Origin of the sequence: Alloalcanivorax gelatiniphagus, from assembly GCF_005938655.1 — a bacterium.
Taxonomy (GTDB): domain Bacteria; phylum Pseudomonadota; class Gammaproteobacteria; order Pseudomonadales; family Alcanivoracaceae; genus Alloalcanivorax; species Alloalcanivorax gelatiniphagus.
Window position 1 is genome coordinate 1 of record NZ_VCQT01000009.1, and the last position, 20,377, is coordinate 20,377.

A 20,377-nucleotide genomic window follows, 5' to 3' on the forward strand; every position below is an offset into this window, starting at 1 on the left:
TGGAAAGACACAAGGAGCGGCTGGGCGGCACTCCGCTTTAGCCGCGATCAACCCCCGCGCCATCTTCATCGCGACTGAAGTCGCTCCTACAGTCGCTCCTACAAATCGCTCCTACAAGTCGCACCTGCGTTCCGCTGCGAGGGAGCGGAACCATGAACCATAAAAAAAGGGCGCCTGGAGGCGCCCTTGAGGTGGGTTCGGGTTGTTGTTGTTCGCGGTTGCTCAGGGCAGCACGGTGTCGTTGCGGTCGGCCAGGTTCTGGATGCGCAGGTCCTGATCGGTGTCGGTTTCCGCTTCGGCGTAGGGGGAGCTGGCGTCGAAGCTGGCGATCAGATATTCCGCCAGGGCGTCCTGCTCGGTGCCGGGGGCGGCGAAGGTGGCCTGGTTGGGGCCGGACACCGCTTCATCCTCCAGGTCGATGCGGTTTTCCACCGGGAAGTCGAACGGGTAGCCGTCGCCGCCCAGGCCGTTGCTGGCGTTTTCGGTGGCCAGGAAGCTCAGGGTGACCAGGCGGAAGGTGCGGTTGGGGTCGCCTTGCAGCTCACCGTTTTGCACCACGGTGTCGATCACCGCGCCGCTGTCGTCCACCACCGCCAGACTGCGTACCCGCTCACCGGGCTGGTCCATATCGTCGCCGTTGGCCTGGCTGCGCAGGCCCGGGCGCGCCGGGTCGAAGCTGAAGCGCAGACCCGCCACCTGCGGGAACTGGCCGGCGCTGCCTTCCACCTTGGCCACGCCGTGTTCCAGCAACTGGTACAGCTCCCGGGCGGTGACGTCGCCGATGGTCAGGCTGTTGTTGAAGCGCAGGGAGCCTTCCAGGTCGAACTGGGAGATGTCGCCTTCTTCCTTACCGGCGCTCTGGTTGGCGGCGGGCGGGTAGAACTCCAGCTCGTCCTCGGAGGTGGAGCCCGGCGGGTAGCTGAAGTAGCCGATATCGTCACGGATGCCGCCGCCGTTCTTGATCGAGATTTGCACGGTGGCGTCGTATTGGCGGGCGGTCCACAGGTTGGCATCGGCGGTCAGGTTGCCCAGGTTGGTTTCCTGGGTGCGCACCTGGCCACGGCGGCCATCCAGGTAGACGCTGGTGCGGCCGAGGATATTGCCGTCCCGCTCGGCGAGGACTTCCTCCAGGGCGGTGGCGATGGTGTCCACATCGCTGTTGACGGTGCCCTGCAGCTGGCTGGCCATGGCGTCGTCGGCGGCGTAGGCGCCGTTCACCGAGGCGTCCAGGCGGTTGGTGATGAGCACGCCGTTGTCGTCGAACTCCACCACCAGGCGGCCCACGTACTTGTAGTCGCCGTCGGTGTTGACCACCAATACCGGTTCGTTGGCGGCGGAGGTGAAGCTCAGCGGGTAGTCGTCGGCGGCGCTGTCGCCTTCCAGCAGGCGGTCATTGTCGTCGGCGAGCAGGGTGTTGGAACCGCCGGCGACGATGATGTCCACGCCCTCCAGCAGGGTGGCCAGTTCCTTCTCGATGCCGATGGTCTGCATGTGGGCGAGCAGGATGATCTTGTCGATGCCGTCCTCGGTGAGGGCGTCCACCGCCGGTTGCAGTTCCGCGGCCAGCGCCGGTACGCCGCCGCTGCCCGGGCGCACGGTGATGTCGCCGGTGCTGGTGATGTTGCCCAGGGACGGGGTGGAGGCACCGATCACGCCGATGCGCTCGCCGGCCACTTCCAGGGTGCCGTAGCCGGCCAGGCCGTTGGGGATGCTGTTCAGGGGCTGGCCGTTCTGCTGCACCAGGCCGCTGAGATTGGCATCCGCGCTGAAATCCAGATTGGCGCTCAGGTAGGGGAAGCCGGCCCCGGAGTAGTTGCCCTCGGCGCCGATGATGGTGGCGAATTCCCCGGTGCCGCCGTCCAGATCATGGTTGCCCACGGCGCTGGCCTGCAGGCCCATGGCATTGAGCATGGCGATATCGGCGCGGCCGTTGCCGGCCACCGCCACCCCGGGTACCGCGTTCATGGCATCGTCGTTGGCGGCGAAGTAACGGGGGCCGGGGATGTAGTTGTCGCCGGAGCTGAGCACCAGGGTGTGGTCCGGGTGGGTGGCGCGCAGAGCGGCGAGCACGGCGGAGAACGGACGCACGTTCTGCAGCGCCCCGGTGGCGCCGTCCATATCGGCGAAATGCAGCAGTTGCAGCTGGAAGCCGGTGTCTTGCGCCGGCGGCGTTTGATTATTGTGGCTGTCGTTATCGCCACCACAGGCGGTGAGGGCGAAGGCCGCCAGCATGGCGGCGGTCAGCTTTCCGAGAGTAGGGGTATTCATCGGCAAACCTTTCCATTGATGTTCGTTCGAATTGATCAGCGAACATCAGCTAAGCAGTGCCGGATGAAACAGGGGTTACCGGAATCGGTCGAAATTATGAAAGGGCGGGGAGGCGGAAAAGACGGTGGGAAAGTAACACGCCGCCCCGTGGGGGGGCGGCGTCGCCGGGCTCAGACCTTGCTGCTGAGTTCGCGGATTTCCTGATTGAGGATGCGGTCGTTCATGCTGTAGTCCACCGCCACATCGACTACGTGCACGCCGCCGGCGGCGTAGCATTCCTCCACCGTGGTCACCAGCGCCTCGGTGCTTTCCACGCGGTGGCCCTGGGCGCCGTAGGCCTTGGCGTAGGCGACGAAATCCGGGTTGTGGAAGTCCAGGCCGAAGTCGTGGAAGTCCATCTGCTTCTGCTTCCACTTGATCATGCCGTAGCCGTCGTCGCGCAGGATCAGGATCACCAGATCCAGGCGCAGACGCACCGCGGTTTCCAGTTCCTGGGAGTTCATCATGAAGCCGCCGTCGCCGCACACCGCCATCACCCGGCGGTCCGGGTGCACCATCTTGGCGGCCATGGCGGAGGGCAGGCCGGCGCCCATGCTGGCCAGGGCGTTATCCAGCAGCACCGTGTTGGGATGGGTGGCCGGGTAGTTGCGCGCGAACCAGATTTTGTACATGCCGTTGTCCAGGGCGATGATGCCATCGCTGGGCATGACCTTGCGGATCTCGTGGACCAGCCGCTGGGGCAGGATCGGGAAGCGGTCGTCCCGGGCGCCCTCGGCGATGTGTTTCTGCAGGGCGTCGCGGACCCGGTGGAAATCGGCGAAGCTCCAATGCTCCTGGGGTTCCAGGCGTTCCTTGAACTGCCACAGGCTGTTGGCGATGTCGCCCACCACTTCGATCTGCGGGAAGTAGACCGGGTCCACCTGGGCGGAATTGAAGTTGATGTGCACCACGGTGGCGCCGCCGGGCTGCATGAAGAAGGGCGGCTTCTCCACCACGTCGTGACCCACATTGATGATCAGGTCGGCGGCGTCGATGGCGCGGTGCACGAAGTCCCCGTCGGAGAGCGCCGTGTTGCCCAGGAAGTGGGCGCCGGTCTCGTCCACCACGCCCTTGCCCATCTGGGTGGTGATGGCGGGGATGCCGAGCTTCTCGATGAACTGGCGCAGCATCTTGCTGGTGAGCTTGCGGTTGGCGCCGGCGCCCACCACGATCAGCGGTTTGCGGGCCGCCTTGATGGCTTCCACGGCGCGGCAGATGGCCTTGTCCTCGGCGATCGGCCGGCGCGTCAGGCTCGGCTCCAGCACCGGCATGGTGGAATGCTCGCGGGCGATGTCCTCGGGCAGCTCCAGGTGGGTGGCGCCGGGGCGCTCTTCCTGGGCCAGCCGGAACGCCTCGCGCACCCGGGCCGGGATGGTGTCGCCGCTGACCACCTGTTTGGTGAACTTGGTCAGCGGTCGCATCATGTCGACCACGTCGATGATCTGGAACTGCCCCTGCTTGCTGGACTTGATCGGCTTCTGCCCGGTGATCATCACCATCGGCATGGCGCCCAGCTGGGCGTAGGCGGCGGCGGTCACCAGGTTGGTGGCGCCGGGGCCCAGGGTGGACAGGCAGGCGCAGGCCTTGCCGGTGAGCCGGCCATAGGTGGCGGCCATGAAGCCGGCGGCCTGTTCGTGGCGGGTGATCACCAGTTGAATGGAACGGGAACCGCGCAGGGCTTCCAGCAAATCAAGATTTTCCTCGCCGGGAATGGCGAAGACGTATTCCACGCCTTCCGCTTCCAGGGCGCGGACAAAGAGATCCGACGCTTTCATGAACAGGGGGTCTCCTCGCGACAGGGTGAAAATGGCTGCGTAGCCCAAAGGGGGCGGTATGCCACTATAACGTGTTGAGCGTTGGCGTGCGCGCCGGCCAGCCAATCAGTGCCATTGGCTGACACGATCAGCCGAATTTGAGCAGGATCAGCCCGCTCATCAGCACGGCGATGCCAAGCAGACCCCGGATTCCAAGGCCCTGCTTGAACAATATCGCGTCGGCGGTAAGCGTGGCGAGAATGCCGAACCCGCCCCACAGCGCATAGGCCACCGCCAGATCCAGGTGGCGTACCGCCTGGGCCAGGGCGGTGAAGGCCAGCAGTACACAGACCAGTGAGGCCAGAGCCGGTGCACGCCGGCGGAAGCCTTGCGAGTACTTGAGCATGACATTGGCCACCACATCCAGCGCCATGGCCAGCATCACCCAGCCGAGGGCGATCAGTGACGGGCTCATGACCTGGCCTCCGCCTGGTTCGCGGTGTCGCCGTTGAGCAGGCCGATGCCGCCTAGCAACAGGAACAGGCCGAGAGCCTGCCAGGGCGAAAGCGATTCGGAAAAAACAACCACGCCCACCAGGGCGATCAGCACCAGGCCCACGGCCTCCCACAGCGCGTAGGCGATGCCCAGGGGAATGCGCTCCATGGCGCGGGCCAGAAAGTAGTAGGCCAGGGTAATCAGAACATACATGGCGAGGTGGCCGAGCAACGGCGCCTCGACGTTGGCCAGTTTCATCAAGCTGGTGCCAAGCACCTCGCAGGCGATGGCGGCGAGCAGAAAAAACCACGGATTCATAGTCGGATCTCTACGACGGAGGCAGCCCGCGAGTAACCGGGAAACAAGGGTCCCGGGGCGATAGCGGTAAGGGGCTGCGAATGGGGTCGCGGAGAATCTAAAGGTAGGTGCGCCAGCAGAACTCGCTGTGCATGACATGCGCGAGTGGCTGGAGTTGTCGAGCAAAGAAGGGATTCATAATGGGTTGATTATACGCCGACACCGGCAAAATCGCCAGCGCGCCCGGCGATAAGGGCCCGTGCTGCTCGTCAAGGACGCCATCAACCGGGCCGGAGCGGGGGTATCAGTGCCAGGTGCCCTCGACGTTTTCGCACTGCTCCAGGAATTCCTCCGCGCTCATTTCCACGGTGTCGTCATCGCCGCCCATGTGGGCGGTGACCTGTTCCTTGAGCTGGCTCACCACGCTGGTCATCATCGCAAGGGTGTCCTCCACCTGTTCGATGGCGGAGAGCAATTCCCTCGCTTCTTCCTGGTACTCCCCCTGGTATTCCTCTTGGAATGCCTCCGGGTAGTCGTCGTGGTCTTGGTCGCTCATGGCACCTCCGCAAATGGATGCGCTAATGGTGCCAAAGGAAGCGGGCCGGGACAAACCCGCCGTTGGGCGTAGTGGCCCGGTGAGCCCGGCGGGTCAGCCATTTTCCGGCTTCAGGGGGCGGCGGGCTCGCCGGCGGGGTGTTCCGCCAGCCAGTCGAACAGGGTCTGGCGGATCTCGCCGAAGAAGCGGCCGCCCACGGTCCAGTGGCAGCAACCGGGAATCTCCACCAGCCGGCAGCGGGGGCCATAGCGCCGGGCGATGCCGCGCTGCACCTGGATTGGGGTAATGCGGTCCTCGGTGCCGCCGATCACCAGGATCGGGCATTTCAGGTCTTCCGGGGACACATAGGCGAAGTGGTGCCTGGTGAAGGAGGCCAGGGTGATCTGGAAGGTGGCCCGGCCGGATTCGTAGCCGCAGTGCTCGAAAATTTCCCGCTGCAGGGCGTCGCTCTGGGCGTTGGCGACGCCGTATTGGATGTTGGCCAGCTTGAGAGCGGTGACCTTCCGCCACAGCGGGAACAGGAACAGATTCGAGCCCAGGGTGCGAAGCACCGACAAATGCATCCCGTTGATGCCCGCCGGCGCCGCCGATGACAGCAGAATCAGCCGCTGGCAGGGCACCCGGGCGGCGGTGAGCTGGGCCAGCAATCCACCCATGGAGTGGCCCACCAGGATCGGCGGCGTGGCCAGCCCCTTGATGCGCGTCACCAGGAAGTCCACGTAGTCCTGCAGGCTGGTGCGGGCCAGCTTCCTGATGCTGGCTTCGGTGTGTTGCTCGCGGGTGTGGTGGTTGGGAAGGGTCAGCGAGATCACCTCATAACCCTGCTCGGAGAACGCGTCGCGTACTTCGTGCAGGGTGTCGCCGTCGCTCCACATACCGTGGATCAGCACCACCGGTGGTTTGTTATTCTCGTTCATGGTCCTGTTTCCTTTTTCAAAAAGGCCGGAGTCGCAAGGGACGGTCAGGCGGAGGCTTTCAGGGGCGCCGCCGCCTTGGCCGGCCGGCGGGCCGGCGGTTCAAAGCGCAGCGAACCGTCGTCCACGGCGTCCTGGGTCAGCATCTTCTTATCCTTGCCGTAGTGCATGGTGACCTTCCAGGGGCCGCTCCGTCCCTGCCGGGGCATGCGGTCCTTGGCACGGGCGATATAGCCCGGAGCGAAGCCGTCCATCATGCCGGTATCGGTAAGGTTGCCGCCGTGGTCAACCGGGCGGACCGCCTTGACCCCGCGCTTTTTCATTTCCTCGAAAAGACGGCAGATATATTGCCCGCCGATGTCGCACTTCAGTGTCCAGGGCGCGTTGGTGTAGCCGATGATCCAGGCATAGTTGGGCACGTCCTGAAGCAGAATACTCTTGTAGGTCATCTTTTTCGGCACGTCCACCGGCTCGCCGTTCAACTGCAATTCCAGGCCACCCATGAGCTGCACGTCCAGGCCGGTGGCGGTGACGATGATGTCCGCCTCCAGGGTCTCGCCGGATTCCAGAACGATGCCGTTCTCGGAAAAATGATCGATGTGGTCGGTGGCGATGGTCGCCTTGCCGTCGCGCAGCACCTTGAAGAAATCACCGTCCGGCGCCGCGCACAGCCGTTGCTCCCAGGGATTGTACTTCGGTGAAAAGTGCCGCATGTCGAAATCCGGACCGACCTGGCGGCGGATATGGCGAAGCATCAACTTGCGCATGGCCCGGGGCCAGCGCTCGCAGGCGAGATAGAGGCCGCGTTGCAACAGGATATTGCGTTTGCGGGCCATGCCGAACACCTTCTCCTTGGGCAGGATCTTGCTCAGCGCCATGGAAATCTTGTCGGTATCGGGCACCGACATAACGTAGCTCGGTGAGCGCTGCAGCATGGTCACGCTGGCCGCTTTCCCGGCCATTGCCGGCACCACCGTGATGGCCGTGGCGCCACTGCCAATCACCACCACCTTCTTGCCGGCGTAATCCAGATCCTCCGGCCAGAACTGGGGGTGGACGATGTCGCCTTTGAAATTTTCCTCGCCTTTGAAGCTCGGGCGGTAGCCGTGGTCGTAACGGTAGTAGCCGGCGCAATTGACGATAAAGTCGCAGGTAAAAACCCGGGTTTCGCCGGACGGCTCGTGCAGGGTGGTCAGCGTCCAGCGTTGTTCCGCATCGCTCCAATCCGCGCTGAGGGTCCGCAGCCCATAGTGCACTTTGTCGGCGAGATTGAATTCGCGGGCGGTTTCCTGGATGTACTCGCGGATATCCGCGCCCTTGGCCAGCACCTGGTCGGAATACCAGGGCTTGAAGTTGTAGCCGAAGCTGGCCATGTCGGAATCGGAGCGGATGCCCGGGTAGCGGAACAGGTCCCAGGTGCCTCCCAGGTTTTCCCGGCGTTCGATGATCGCCATGGATTTATCGGGGTACTCCCCGGCCACGCGGCAGGCGGTGCCGATACCGGACAGGCCGGCGCCCACGATGATGAGGTCGAAGTGCTGTTGGTCAGACATCGGATGTTCTCCTTTTTATAAATCCGGTCAGGTGCAAGCCTCACTATTCCAAGGGCGGACTTGACAATATTGACGAATCCGGACAATTTTTTGATGAATCGCGACAGGGTTGCAGGGGCTTCCTCAGGAGAACTTCATGCCCAGCCTTATTCGAGCCACCAACCTGTGGGGTTACGAAGAGCAGGTAAGACGCAAGGGCGCGCAGCCGGAGCCTCTGCTGAGCCGCTGCCATCTGCCGCCGGAGGAGCGGCGGGATGATCGTGGTTTCCTGGTGTTCAGACACTTCTGCGAGTTGCTGGAGAATACCGCCGGGGTGCTCGGCGACCCGACCTTTGGCATGAGCCTGGCGGCCTATCAGGGCATGGATATTCTCGGCCCGCTTTCAGTGATCGCGCGCAGCTCCGCCACCGTCGGGGAGGCAATGCAAAGCATTGCCCGCTATCTGTACCTGCATTGTCCGGCGCTGGGGCTGAGCATCGAGCGGGGGCATTTCCAGGGCCGGCCCGGGGTGCGCTTGCTGTACCAGATTGATGACGAAGGCGCCGGCTACAGCATCCAGGCCCATGAATTGACCCTGGCCAACACCATGCAAGTGCTGAAGCTGTTGTGCGGGGAGGATTTCCGGCCGCTGTCCGTGCATCTCCAGCATTCACGGGTGGCCAACCAAAATATCTACCGGGCCATGTTTCCTTGCCGGATTTGTTTCGATCAGCAGTGGACCGGATTTTGTCTGCCGGAGGCGGTGTTCGACCTGCCGCTGTCCAGCGCCGACCACCAGACCTGGGAGCTGGCGGAGCGTTATCTGGCGTCTCAGCAGGCGCCCAATGCCCACACCCTGGCCGAGGAGGTGAGCGCCCTGATCAATACGCTGCTGCCCACCGGCAAATGCACCGCGGACCTCATTGCTTCGCAGCTGTCCATGCACAAGCGGACCTTGCAGCGGCGCCTGGTCATGGAAGACACCAGCTACCAGCAGTTGCTTGACGAAGAGCGTAAGAAAATGGCCCGCCAGTATTTGCTGGAGCCCAACCTGAAACCCAGCCAGATCGCCGGCTTGCTGGGCTACTCGGAGCAGTCCGTGTTCAACCGCGCCTGCCGGGACTGGTTTGGCGCGACGCCGGTTTCCTATCGCCGCCAGCTGTTGGGCGGCTGAACGCGGCCCGATTCCCGGGGTAGGAGCGGCTTCAGCCGCGATCAGCGACGATGCCATCCGCATCGCGGCTGAAGCCGCTCCTACAATCTTTGCGGCCAAAAAAAAGGCACGTCCCATCGGTGATGGTGACGTGCCTTCTTTTTTGGCGGCGGATCAGGGAAAGCGAATCAATCCCAGCTCAGCGCGCCACCCACCTGGTACTCGGTGACCCGGGTTTCGAAGAAGTTCTTCTCTTTCCGCAGGTCCATGATTTCACTCATCCAGGGGAACGGGTTGGTGACGCCCTTGAACTGCTCGGGCAGACCCAGCTGGGTGAGGCGGCGGTTGGCGATGAATTGCAGGTACTCTTCCATCATCGCCGCGTTCATGCCCAGTACGCCGCGCGGCATGGTGTCGCGGGCATATTGGATTTCCAGCTCGGTGCCTTCCAGGATCATCTGGGTGACCTTGTCACGCATGCCCTGGTCCCACAGATGCGGGTTTTCCAGTTTGATCTGGTTGATCACGTCGACGCCGAAGTTCACGTGCATGGACTCGTCGCGCAGGATGTACTGGAACTGCTCGGCCACGCCGGTCATCTTGTTGCGGCGGCCCATGGACAGGATCTGGGTGAAGCCGCAGTAGAAGAAGATGCCTTCCAGCACGCAGTAGAACGCGATCAGGTTCTTGAGCAGCGCCTTGTCGGTTTCCACGGTCCCGGTGGTGAATTTCGGGTCGGAAATCTCGCGGGTGTACTCAATGCCCCATTGCGCCTTCTTGGCCACCGAGGGGATTTCCCGGTACATGTTGAAGATCTCGCCTTCGTCCATGCCCAGGGACTCGATGCAGTACTGGTAGGCGTGGGTGTGGATCGCTTCCTCGAACGCCTGGCGCAGAATGTACTGGCGGCATTCCGGGTTGGTGATCAGCCGGTAGGTGGCGAGCACCAGGTTGTTGGCCACCAGGGAATCGGCGGTGGAGAAGAAGCCCAGGTTGCGCTTGACGATGCGGCGCTCGTCATCGGTGAGGCCGCCTTCCTTCTTCCACAACGCCAGGTCGGCGTTCATGTTGATTTCCTGGGGCATCCAGTGGTTGGCGCAGCCGTCCAGGTATTTCTGCCAGGCCCAGTCGTATTTGAAGGGCACCAGCTGGTTGAGGTCGGCGCGGCAGTTGATCATGCGCTTGTCGTCGACCTGCACACGGCCGGCGGTGCCTTCCAGCTCGGCCAGCCCCTCGGCGGCGTCCATGCGGGCCACCGCCTGCTGGGCGCGGGCCACCGCGTCGGTCAGCGCCGCTTCGGTGCTTCCTCGCAGTTCGTCGTGTCCGGGCTGTCGTTCTGCGTGGTCATTTCCTGCATCCGCAGCACTTCCCTCTGCCGGTGCTTGAGGTGCAGATGCCGCTTCCTCAGATACCGACTCAGATTGCGGCGGCGTTGCGCCGGCACGGCCGTGCTGGTTGGGGGTCGGCGTCTCTTGTGCATGAAAATCGTCCCAGCTGAGCATGATTCTCTCCATTCTTTCAGGGTGACGCCTCGGCGTCACGGAGTGCATTCCTTAATGGGTCCGGCGTCCTTACTGACAGGCTTCGCAGTCCGGGTCGTCGATGGAGCAGGCCTGGGGCACGTCCGCCGCCTGGCTGAACTCCGGCTCGGCGGCGCCGGCGACCGGGGCGTCGCCGCCACCGGAGGAGCCTTCAGCGCCTGAAGAGACCCGGTTGAGCTTGCCGTCATTGATGGTGGACTTCTCGGTCTGGGTGGCGCCGATGGCGCGCAGGTAGTAAGTGGTCTTCAGACCCAGCAGCCAGGCCATCTTGTAGGTGACGTCCAGCTTCTTGCCGTTGGCGTCGGCGATGTACAGGTTCAGGGACTGTGCCTGGTCGATCCATTTCTGACGGCGGCTGGCGGCTTCCACCATCCAGCGCGGCTCCACCTCGAAGGCGGTGCGGAAGCGTTCCTTGAGGTCCTCGGGAACACGCTCGATGGGCAGCACGGAACCGTCGTAGTACTTGAGGTCGTTGACCATCACGTTGTCCCACAGGCCGCGCTCCTTGAGCGCGTTCACCAGGTACGGGTTGACCACGGTGAATTCGCCGGACAGGTTCGATTTCACGTACAGGTTCTGGTACGTGGGCTCGATGGACTGCGACACGCCGGTGATGTTGGCGATGGTGGCGGTGGGGGCGATCGCCATCACGTTGGAGTTGCGCATGCCTTTTTTGGCCATCTCGCGCACCGTGTCCCAGTCCAGGGTCTGGCTGCGGTCCACCTGGCAGTATTCCTCGCCACGCTGCTTGACCAGCATGTCGATGGAGTCGATCGGCAGCACGCCCTGGCTCCACAGGGAACCGTCGAAGGTCTGGTAGGCGCCGCGCTCCTCGGCCAGTTTGGCGGAGGCCTGGATGGCGTAGTAGCTCACCGCTTCCATGGACTGGTCGGCGAACGCCACCGCTTCCGAGGAGGCGTAGCTGTAGCCCTGCTTATAGAGCGCGTCCTGGAAGCCCATGATGCCCAGGCCCACCGGCCGGTGCTTCATGTTGGAACGTTCCGCCTGGGGCACGCTGTAGTAGTTGATGTCGATGACGTTATCGAGCATGCGCACGGCGGTTTTCACGGTGCTGGCCAGCTTGTCCCGGTCCAGGCCGTTTTCGCCGACGTGCTGGGCCAGGTTCACGGAACCCAGGTTGCACACCGCGATTTCGTCCTTGTTGGTGTTCAGGGTGATCTCGGTGCACAGGTTGGAGGAGTGCACCACGCCCACGTGCTGCTGCGGGCTGCGCAGGTTGCACGGATCCTTGAACGTGAACCACGGGTGGCCGGTTTCGAACAGCATGGAGAGCATCTTGCGCCACAGGTTGATGGCGGGCAGACGCTTGTAGAGCTTCATGCGGCCGTCGCGGGTCATCGCTTCGTATTCTTCGTAGCGCTTCTCAAACGCTTCGCCGTACAGATCGTGCAGGTCCGGCACGTCGTTGGGGCTGAACAGGGTCCAGTCCTGCTCGTTGATCACCCGCTTCATGAACAGGTCCGGAATCCAGTTGGCGGAGTTCATGTCGTGGGTACGGCGACGGTCGTCACCGGTGTTCTTGCGCAGCTCGATGAACTCTTCGATGTCCATGTGCCAGGTTTCCAGGTAGGCACAGACCGCGCCCTTGCGCTTGCCGCCCTGGTTCACCGCCACGGCGGTGTCGTTGACCACTTTCAGGAACGGCACCACGCCCTGGGATTTGCCGTTGGTGCCCTTGATGTAGGCACCCAGCGCGCGCACCGGGGTCCAGTCGTTGCCCAGGCCGCCGGCGAATTTGCTCAGCATGGCGTTGTCGTGGATGGCGCTGTAAATGCCGGACAGGTCATCGGGCACCGTGGTCAGGTAGCAGCTGGACAGCTGCGGACGCAGGGTGCCGGCGTTGAACAGGGTCGGCGTGGAGCTCATGTAGTCGAAGCTGGAGAGCAGGTTGTAGAACTCGATGGCGCGTTCCTCGCGCTGCTCCTCGCGTACCGCCAGACCCATGGCCACGCGCATGAAGAAGCACTGCGGCAGCTCGATGCGGGTGTCCTTGTGGTGGATGAAGTAGCGGTCGTAGAGGGTCTGCAGGCCCAGGTAGGAGAACTGCAGGTCGCGCTTGCCGTCGATGGCGGCGCCCAGCTGGTTGAGGTTGAACTCGGCCAGTTCCGGGCTCAGCAGTTCGTACTCGATGCCTTTTTCCACGTAGGCGGCCAGGGCCTTGGAATAAAGGTCTTCCATCTCTTCCTGGTTGGCGCGCTCGGCCACGCCCAGGTATTGCAGGGCCTCGGCGCGGATCTTGTCCATCAGCAGCCGGGCGGTGACCTGGGAGTAGTTGGGCTCCATCTCGATCATGGTGCGGGCGGTCATCACCATGGAGGTGTTGACGTCCTTGATGGAGACGCCGTCGTACAGGTTCTTGACGGTTTCAGCGATGATCTTGTCCGGGCTGACCTGCTCCAGGCCGTGGCAGGCCTCGTGCACCAGGTGCTCCAGGCGCGCCATGTCCAGCGGCGCGCGGCTGCCGTCTTCCATGGTGACGGACATGTCCACCTTGTGCTTGGGCTCGGGCAGATCGCGGGCGCGTTCGGCGCGTTTGCGGGCCTGCTGGTCGCGGTACAGCACGTAGTCGCGGGCGACCTTGTGCTCGCCGTTGCGCATCAGCGCCAGCTCGACCTGGTCCTGGATTTCCTCGATATGAATGGTGCCACCGGAGGGCATGCGACGTTTGAACGTGGCGCTGACCTGCTCGGTGAGCCGCTCCACGGTTTCGTGAATGCGCGAACTGGCGGCGGCGGTGCCGCCTTCCACGGCCAGGAACGCCTTGGTGATGGCCACGGTGATCTTGTCGTCATCGTAGGAGACCACCTTGCCGTTGCGCTTGATGACGCGCAGCTGACCGGGCGCGGTGGCGGCCACGTCCTGCTGCGCATCGTCACCGGCCGGAACGCCGTGGCTGGCCTGATCACGATTCATATCCGTCTGCATGATGCCCTCTCCGTCTGTGTACTTTGCTGTGCTTGTGTTTGCTGCCGTGCCGGACGGTGTCCGGCGCTAGCGATTGCCGTCTGGCGGGTGCGTGCGCCGCCGGTCTCCGGTCGGCGATGGCGGGGGCCGGGAATGCGGTCCGGCGGCGCAAACACCATATGTAGTATTCCGAAACGTTGTGCTCTGGTCGGGCGGGGCGGCCGTTGGCGTCCGCGGGAGCCGTAAGCGGCTGATCCGGCGGCGTTTTTCCAGGGGCGGGAAAGAATCGGCCCGGCATCCTGGGAAGTGGTGCCAAAACCCAATATCTTGGGGTCGCTGCCCGATACGGCTACAAGTTATAGGTGAGACAGGCCATTTGCAACCTTTCCGGCTGGGGAAATCCTGTGGATAATCTGTGGGGTTTTGTGGGCAAGCCGGAACACCCCGCCGACGGCACTTGGGCCGGGCCCGCAAACCCTATATATTGTGCTTGGCGGGCGCGCCGTTTCGGTTGCCGGGGCGCACCGGTATGCGTATAAAAGATGCGAACGGCCCACATACATAAAATTGATAAGGACAAGGACGGGATGACCACCGTGCAGGATAACCCGCCGACCATCATGATCGTCGAAGACGATGAACGCCTCGCCGATCTGACCTGTGAATATCTTCAGTCCAACGGCCTCAATGTCACCGTGGTCAGCGATGGGGAGGAAGCGATCCGTCGCATCCGCTCGGAGCAGCCGGATCTGGTGGTACTGGATCTGATGCTGCCCGGCGCCGATGGGCTCACCGTGTGCCGCGAGGTGCGGGGTGCCTTCAAGAACCCGATCCTCATGCTCACCGCCCGCACCGACGACATGGATCAGGTGCTGGGCCTGGAGATGGGCGCCGACGACTACGTGGCCAAGCCGGTCAAGCCGCGGGTGCTGCTGGCCCGCATCCGCGCCCTGCTGCGGCGGGTGGAAACCGACAACGAGCGCGACAGTTCCCCGGCGCGCCTGGAGTTCGGCGCCCTGGTGATCGACAACTCCGCCCGCGAAGTGACCCTGCGCGGCGAATCCGTGGACCTGACCAGCGCCGAGTACGACCTGCTCTGGCTGCTGGCCTCCAACGCCGGCACCGTGCTGTCCCGGGAGACCATCTTCGAGAAGCTGCGCGGCATTCAGTACGACGGCCAGGACCGCTCCATCGACGTGCGCATTTCCCGCATCCGGCCCAAGGTGGGCGACGATCCGGAGAATCCCAAGCGCATCAAGACGGTACGTTCCAAGGGCTACCTGTTCGTGCGGGAAATGAGTTCCGGCTGATCGCCGGTCTGGCCGGAGCACCCCCTTGAGCAGCATTTTCGTCCGTATCTACGGCGGCATTCTGGTGGCTCTTCTGATCATCGGGGCGCTCACCTATGCCGGCGTGGAACTGGTCAACGACTACCGGTCGCTGATGTACCGGGAGCGCATGGCCAAAGGGACCTTCTACCTGATGGCGGAGGGCTACCGGGGGCTGGATGAAGCCGGCCGCCAGGCCCGCTCGCTGTACCTGAGCCGCCTGTTCGGCGCGCCGGTGGCGGTGGATAACCGGGACGGTCTGGGGCTGTCCTACCGGGAGGCGCTGCATCTGGACGAGGGCCGGGTGGTGCTGCGTGCCCGCGACGACGACGCCACCAGCGTGGACGTGCTCTACCCGTTGCCGGACTCCCCCCTGTTCCTGCGCGCCCGCCTCAGCCGGCTCTCCGAGCAGCAGGCCCGGGCCACCGCCCGGCTGGTGCTGGACGCCCTGGGCAAACCGGGCGCCGGCGACCAGGCCCTGGCCGGGCTGCGCGAACAGTTCGGCTACCCGCTGGCGATACAGCCGGTCTCCTCCCTGCTGCTGGATGGCGAACAACGCCAGCGGCTGCTGCGCGGCGAGGTGGTGTTCAGTCTTTCCGACAGCACCAGCCGCAACGCCAGCGTGCGCGTGCTGGCGCCGGTGGACGGCGGCGACCAGGCCACCTCCCGGGTGCTGGTGCTCGGGCCCATGTACCTGTTCGACCCCTTCCCCTGGCAACTGCTGGCCATCGCCGGCGTGCTGGCGCTGCTGATGGTGGCGGTGTCCACCTATCTGCAGGTGCGCCCGCTGCAGACCCGGCTGCGGCGCCTGGGGCGTGCGGTGCAACGGCTGGGGGCCGGTGACCTGGCCGCCTACGCGGATGTGCGCGGCAATGACCCCATCGGCCAGGTGGCCGCCACCTTCAATGGCATGACCGCCCATATCCGCCGGCTGATCGAGGCCCAGCGGGAAATGACCCGGGCGGTGTCCCACGAGCTGCGCACGCCGGTGGCCCGGTTGCGCTTCGGCCTGGAGATGCTGGCCGACTGCGAGTCCGCCGAGGAACGCCGCGAGAAGCTCAATGCCCTGGACCGGGACATCGACCAGCTGGACCGGCTGATCGACGAGATCCTCACCTATGCGCGGCTGGAGGAGGGCACGCCCACGGTGGACTTCCAGCCGGTGTTCCTGCGCGAAATCTGCGAGCAGCTGGCCGCCGAACTGGATGGCATTCGCGGTGATATCGCCATCGAGGTGGAAGGGGACCCGGACCTGACCGTGGACGGCGACCCCCGCTACCTGCACCGCATCATGCAGAACCTGGTGACCAATGCCCTGCGCTACGCCGCCTCCCGGGTGCGCATGACGCTGCGCGAGGAGGGCGACTGCCTGGTGCTGGACGTGGACGACGACGGCAAGGGCATACCCGAGCACCAGCGCGAGCGGGTGTTCAAACCGTTCGCGCGGCTGGACAAAAGCCGCCACCGGGCCAGCGGCGGTTACGGCCTGGGCCTGTCCATCGTCAAGCGCATCATCGAGTGGCACGGCGGTGACATCCAGGTCGGGGAAAGCGAATGGGGCGGCGCGCGCTTCCGTGTCATCCTGCCCCGGCATCAACAAGAACAACACGTATTGGGACGGGGCCGGCCCAACGGCGCGGCCTAGCGCCGGGCCGGGGCCCGACCATGGATTGCAGTGGAGGCATGATGTCGTCTTTTATTCTCGCCATCGACCAGGGCACCACCAGCTCCCGGGCCATCGTTTTCGACCGTGACGGCGAAACCCTGGGCCAGGCGCAAAAGGAATTCCGTCAGCACTTTCCCCGGGACGGCTGGGTGGAACACGATGCGGCGGAAATCTGGAACGACGCCATTACCCTGTGCCGGCAGGCGCTGCGCAACGCCGGCGTGGAGGCGGCGGACCTGGCCGCCATTGGCATCACCAACCAGCGCGAGACCACGGTGCTGTGGGACCGGCGCACCGGCGAGCCGCTGGCGCGGGCCATCGTCTGGCAGGACCGGCGCACCGCCGACACCTGCCAGCGCCTCAAGAGCGAAGGCCATGAAGCACTGGTGCGCGAGCGCACCGGGCTGCTGCTGGACCCCTATTTTTCCGCCACCAAGCTGGGCTGGCTGCTGGACAACGTGGAGGGTGCCCGGGACCTGGCCCGGCAGGGCCATCTGGCGTTCGGCACCATCGACTGCTGGCTGCTCTGGAAACTGACCCATGGCCGCGTGCACGCCACCGACGCCACCAACGCTTCACGCACGCTGCTGTTCAATATCCACACCCAGCAGTGGGACGACGACCTGCTGGCGCTGTTCGACATCCCCGCTTCGCTGCTGCCGGAGGTGCGCGACAGCGCCGGTGAGTTCGGCCGCACCGACAGCGCCCTGCTCGGCGCCACGGTGCCGGTGGCCGGCATCGCCGGCGACCAGCAGGCGGCGCTGGTGGGCCAGGCCTGCTTCCAGCCGGGCATGGTGAAAAGCACCTACGGCACCGGCTGCTTCATGGTGATGAACACCGGCCAGGCGGTGACCTCGGAGAACCGCCTGCTGACCACCGTGGGCTACCGGCTCAACGGCCACACCACCTATGCCCTGGAGGGCTCCATCTTCGTGGCCGGCGCCGCCATTCAATGGCTCCGCGACGGCCTCAACCTGATTTCCCACGCCAGCGAAACCGAGGCCCTGGCCCGGCGCGTGGGCTCCGCCGGCGGCGTCTATCTGGTGCCGGCGTTCACCGGCCTGGGCGCGCCCTGGTGGGACCCCCACGCCCGCGGCGCGCTGCTCGGCCTGACCCGGGACACCGGCATCGCCGAGGTGGTCACCGCCGGTCTGGAAGCGGTCTGCTATCAATCCCGGGATTTGCTGGAAGCGATGGCCGCCGACTGCGGACAACGGCCCACCACCCTGCGCGTGGACGGCGGCATGGTGGTCAACAACTGGCTCGGCCAGACCCTGGCCGATGTGCTGGGGGTGCGTGTGGACCGGCCCCGGGTCACCGAGACCACCGCCCTGGGGGCCGCCTACCTGGCCGGCCTGGGTGTGGGCCTGTTCGACGACCTCGACGCGGTGGCCAGCCATTGGCAGCGCGACCGGGCGTTCCAGCCAGCGCTGGAAGAAGTGGAACGGGAACGCCGCTATCGGGGTTGGCGTGAAGCGGTGAAGCGGGTGTGTTCAGACAGCCGCGCTTGAAAAGGCGACCAAAAAATGTGAATCGCCTCACATTTTTAACTATCATTCCCCCGGATAGCCGGTGACCTGCTGACCGATCATTCCAAAGCCCGGCCCGCGCGGCCAAGGGCAATCCATGGCAGCACCGTTCGCGTCTCCGTCGATGGTCTGGGGGAAGGATCATATGCGTGGTTGGCCCGCCGAGCCCGGCGAACGCCAGGATCTCTATTTGCGACGTCTCGCCTTCGCCCTTCTGGTAGGCGGCGGCGCCCACACGCTGGTCTGCTGGCTGGTGCTGCAGTGGGGCTTCTTCCGTGGTGGAGACAGCGCTTTCATCACCGTGTTCGCGGTGATCTGGGGTGGCCATCTGGCGCTGCTGGCGTTCGCCTGGCTGGCCTTCAACCGCCGTCTGCAAGATCCCTCCATGACCGAACCGCTGATGGTCTGGTCGATCCTGGCCTTGTTGCTGTCCGTGGCGTTCGTGCAGGAAGTGCGATTGGCGGTGATGAGTTTCTTCTTCGCCATTCTGCACCAGGGCGTGTTCCGGGTACGGCGCCGGCGGGTGGCGCGGGCGGCGGCGGTGGCGGTGGCCGGCTACGGGCTGGTGCTGATGCATCTGCAACTGATCGGCGCGCTGCCCCGGCCCGGGGCGGAGTGGAGCCACTGGCTGCTGTTCGCCCTGATTACCCTGGCCATGGTGCTGCTGGCCAGCGAAATTTCCAGCATCCGTCTGCGCCTGCGGGAGCGTAACAGCCAGCTTTCCGACCTGCTGGAGCGCATCCAGGACCTGGCGATCCGCGACGAACTCACCGGCCTCTATGCCCGCCGCCATGCCATGGAACTGCTGGAAAAAGCCTGTAGCCAATCGCGGCGGGGGGGCTTCCTGCTGGCGGTGGCGTTCGTCGACCTGGACCATTTCAAGCGCATCAACGACCGCCACGGCCACCAGTTCGGCGACCGGGTGCTGGTGCGCTTCGCCGAACTGACCAACCGTTACCTGGGCGAAAAGGACATCGTGGCACGGCTGGGTGGCGAGGAGTTCCTGCTGGCGATGCCGGTGCTTGATCTGGACCAGGCCCGGGACAGTGTCACCGGGTTGCTGGACGCGCTGCGCGCCCAGCGCTTCATGGCCGCCCCGGCCCTGGAAGTGACCGCCTCGGTGGGGCTCACCGTGGTGGGCCAGACCGAGACCCCGGACCAGGTGATGGCGCGGGCGGACCATCTGCTCTACCAGGCCAAGTCCGCCGGGCGCGACCGCCTGGTCGCCGCGGGGCCGCCATGAAACCCCAGGACGACTGGCGCCGCGCCCGTAACCTGACGGTCAGTGAGTGGCGTCTGCTGCGTCGCCATGGACGGGCGTTGCTGGCGGTGGCGGTGCTGCATGTGCTGCTGACCCTGCTGCTGTGGTGGCAGGGGGCGCTGCAGCTGCCACCGGTGCTGCTGGTGGCGGTGACCGCCGGGCTGCTGGTGCCGGGCCTGGTTTACCTGATCCTGGTGGAATCCGGGCTCACCGCCGACTGGCGCGAACCGAGCCTGTCGATGCCGGCGGCGCTGGTGTTGCTGCTGGCCTTCCTGGTCACCGCCTTCGGCCTGAATGAAGCGCGCAGCAGCGCGCTGATGCTGTTTTTCCCGTTGCTGCTGCTGGTGTCGTTCCGGCTCGGTGCCCGCTCGCTGCTGCGCCTGGCGGTGCTGGCCAGCGTCGGCTACCTGCTGATGCTGGCGGTGGCCGCCTGGGACCACGGCGTGCGCCTGAGCCTGACCCTGGAAGCCCTGCAGTGGCTGGTGTTTACCCTGGTGAGCGTGAGCTTCGCGGTCACCGGCAGCGGCGTCAACGGCCTGCGTCGGCGGCTGGCGGAGAAGAACCAGGCCCTGGCCGACGCCCTGGAACAGGTCCGGGACCTGGCGATCCGCGATGACCTTACCGGCCTGTTCAACCGGCGCCATATTCTGCAGGTGCTGGAACATCAGAAAGGGCTGGCCGACGGCGGCATTTATCCGTTTTCGGTGTGCTACGTGGACCTGGATTACTTCAAGGCGATCAACGATGCCTTCGGCCACGGCTGGGGGGATCGGGTGCTTCGTGACTTCGCCGATTTCGCGCTGGCGGACCTGCGCGGCGGCGACTATCTGGCGCGGCTGGGGGGCGAGGAGTTCATCATGGTGCTGCCGCAGAGCGACCTGGAAGGCGCCGAACTGGCCGCCGAGCGCCTGCGCCAGGGCTGGGGCGAACGGGACTTCCGCGCCCTCAACGGCCCGCCCAAGGTCAGCCTCTCCGCCGGCGTCGCCTGCTACCGCCCCGGTGAAACCGTGGACCAGCTTATCGCCCGCGCCGACCATGCGTTGTATCTGGCGAAAAGCCAGGGGCGGAACAGGGTTTGTCGGGAGAAGACATAGCTACAAGCCCCAAGCTGCAAGCTAC

The 20,377-nt window shown here is 64.9% G+C and carries 15 protein-coding genes; 6 read left to right on the plus strand and 9 right to left on the minus strand.

Annotated elements, in window-relative coordinates:
- Positions 1-222: 222 nt before the first annotated feature.
- The 7 genes from FGS76_RS01590 to FGS76_RS01620 form a co-directional block, all read right to left on the minus strand.
- Positions 223-2,268, minus strand: a complete 2,046-nt coding sequence (locus FGS76_RS01590; RefSeq protein ID WP_138770877.1) for a bifunctional metallophosphatase/5'-nucleotidase — start codon at positions 2,266-2,268, stop codon at positions 223-225.
- 170 nt (positions 2,269-2,438) lie between these two features.
- Complete coding sequence (locus FGS76_RS01595; RefSeq protein WP_138770878.1) at positions 2,439-4,082, minus strand: acetolactate synthase large subunit; 1,644 nt, start codon at positions 4,080-4,082, stop codon at positions 2,439-2,441.
- 127 nt (positions 4,083-4,209) lie between these two features.
- A complete protein-coding gene (gene mdtI, locus FGS76_RS01600; RefSeq protein WP_138770879.1) occupies positions 4,210-4,536 on the minus strand; it encodes a multidrug/spermidine efflux SMR transporter subunit MdtI in 327 nt (108 codons plus the stop codon).
- Positions 4,533-4,874, minus strand: coding sequence for a DMT family transporter (locus FGS76_RS01605; protein ID WP_138770880.1), 342 nt, complete (start codon positions 4,872-4,874; stop codon positions 4,533-4,535). Before FGS76_RS01605 ends, mdtI begins: the two co-directional genes overlap by 4 nt.
- A 283-nt stretch (positions 4,875-5,157) precedes the next feature.
- The gene (locus FGS76_RS01610) at positions 5,158-5,409 is read right to left on the minus strand and encodes a hypothetical protein (protein WP_138770881.1); all 252 of its coding nucleotides are present in this window, start codon (positions 5,407-5,409) and stop codon (positions 5,158-5,160) included.
- A gap of 110 nt (positions 5,410-5,519) precedes the next feature.
- The gene (locus FGS76_RS01615; protein ID WP_138770882.1) at positions 5,520-6,326 is read right to left on the minus strand and encodes an alpha/beta hydrolase; all 807 of its coding nucleotides are present in this window, start codon (positions 6,324-6,326) and stop codon (positions 5,520-5,522) included.
- A 44-nt stretch (positions 6,327-6,370) separates the two neighbouring features.
- Positions 6,371-7,876: a flavin-containing monooxygenase gene (locus FGS76_RS01620; protein WP_138770883.1), complete on the minus strand. Its 1,506-nt coding sequence runs from the start codon at positions 7,874-7,876 to the stop codon at positions 6,371-6,373.
- Positions 7,877-8,012: 136 nt separating this feature from the next.
- Between FGS76_RS01620 and FGS76_RS01625 the strand changes: the two genes are divergently transcribed.
- Positions 8,013-9,029 carry an AraC family transcriptional regulator gene (locus FGS76_RS01625; RefSeq protein ID WP_138770884.1) on the plus strand — a complete coding sequence of 339 codons (1,017 nt, stop codon included), beginning with the start codon at positions 8,013-8,015 and terminating at the stop codon, positions 9,027-9,029.
- A 167-nt stretch (positions 9,030-9,196) separates the two neighbouring features.
- Here FGS76_RS01625 and FGS76_RS01630 read toward each other — a convergent pair whose 3' ends face one another.
- Together FGS76_RS01630 and FGS76_RS01635 are read right to left on the minus strand one after the other, a co-directional pair.
- On the minus strand, positions 9,197-10,510 hold the full coding sequence (locus FGS76_RS01630) for a ribonucleotide-diphosphate reductase subunit beta (protein WP_138770885.1): 1,314 nt from the start codon (positions 10,508-10,510) through the stop codon (positions 9,197-9,199).
- Positions 10,511-10,579: 69 nt separating this feature from the next.
- Positions 10,580-13,495 carry a ribonucleoside-diphosphate reductase subunit alpha gene (locus FGS76_RS01635; protein ID WP_138770886.1) on the minus strand — a complete coding sequence of 972 codons (2,916 nt, stop codon included), beginning with the start codon at positions 13,493-13,495 and terminating at the stop codon, positions 10,580-10,582.
- 566 nt (positions 13,496-14,061) lie between these two features.
- Between FGS76_RS01635 and FGS76_RS01640 the strand changes: the two genes are divergently transcribed.
- The 5 genes from FGS76_RS01640 (at position 14,062) to FGS76_RS01660 (ending at position 20,352) form a co-directional block, all read left to right on the plus strand.
- Entirely contained in the window at positions 14,062-14,784 is a 723-nt protein-coding gene (locus FGS76_RS01640; protein ID WP_138770887.1) for a response regulator, read from the plus strand.
- A 25-nt stretch (positions 14,785-14,809) separates the two neighbouring features.
- Entirely contained in the window at positions 14,810-16,447 is a 1,638-nt protein-coding gene (locus FGS76_RS01645) for an ATP-binding protein (RefSeq protein ID WP_138770888.1), read from the plus strand.
- Between the two features lie 41 nt (positions 16,448-16,488).
- Complete coding sequence (glpK, locus tag FGS76_RS01650; RefSeq protein ID WP_138770891.1) at positions 16,489-17,979, plus strand: glycerol kinase GlpK; 1,491 nt, start codon at positions 16,489-16,491, stop codon at positions 17,977-17,979.
- A 163-nt stretch (positions 17,980-18,142) separates the two neighbouring features.
- Positions 18,143-19,240: a GGDEF domain-containing protein gene (locus FGS76_RS01655; protein WP_138770889.1), complete on the plus strand. Its 1,098-nt coding sequence runs from the start codon at positions 18,143-18,145 to the stop codon at positions 19,238-19,240.
- Positions 19,237-20,352, plus strand: a complete 1,116-nt coding sequence (locus tag FGS76_RS01660; protein WP_138770890.1) for a GGDEF domain-containing protein — start codon at positions 19,237-19,239, stop codon at positions 20,350-20,352. The genes FGS76_RS01655 and FGS76_RS01660 overlap by 4 nt, the downstream gene beginning before the upstream one ends.
- Positions 20,353-20,377: the final 25 nt, after the last annotated feature.